The organism is Aquicoccus porphyridii, assembly GCF_008369105.1.
GTDB lineage: Bacteria > Pseudomonadota > Alphaproteobacteria > Rhodobacterales > Rhodobacteraceae > Aquicoccus > Aquicoccus porphyridii.
This window is the reverse complement of the sequence record NZ_VINQ01000118.1, coordinates 1-467: the sequence shown is the minus strand read 5'-3', so window position 1 is coordinate 467 and position 467 is coordinate 1. Positions and strand designations below refer to the sequence as shown.

Annotated in this window: 1 protein-coding gene; it reads right to left on the bottom strand. The window is 71.5% G+C overall.

The genetic code is table 11. From position 1 onward, the window contains the following. Window positions 1-467, bottom strand: a 467-nt coding sequence (locus tag FLO80_RS23830) for an FUSC family protein (RefSeq protein ID WP_188078407.1), incomplete at both ends; no start/stop codon positions are given.

Below are 467 nucleotides of genomic sequence, written 5' to 3'. Positions count from 1 at the left end.
GCCGGCCAGTTCGGTCAGTGGCGAGGTCGGCGCGAGCAGGGAAGAACGGATGAAGTGCAGGTAGCTGCGCACCCGCCGTAGCGGCGAGCTGTCGAAGTGCGGCGCGCAGGGTTCGTCGGTGTGCCTGGCCGCGTGGATGGCCTGGTCGACAGCCGCCAGGGCGCGCTCCAGGTTCTCCGCACCGGGTCGCACGAACAGCCGGATCAGGGCCCGCCCCATGGCGCGGATCGCCTGGCGCCAGGGCATGGCCTCGGCGTAGCAGGGTTCGTCCGGCAGGCGCTCCTGCTCGCGACGCAGCTCGATGATCGCGTGGCCGACCTCGAGCACCAGGAACATCCAGCGCAGCAGCCCGCGCTGCACGTCCGGGCGCCCGGCGGCGACGCCATAGGCCTGGTTCAGCAGGTCGCGGGTACCGCTTTCGAAGGCCGAGCCAAGCCCCCTGCTCCTGCCGCTGATGGCGAACACCA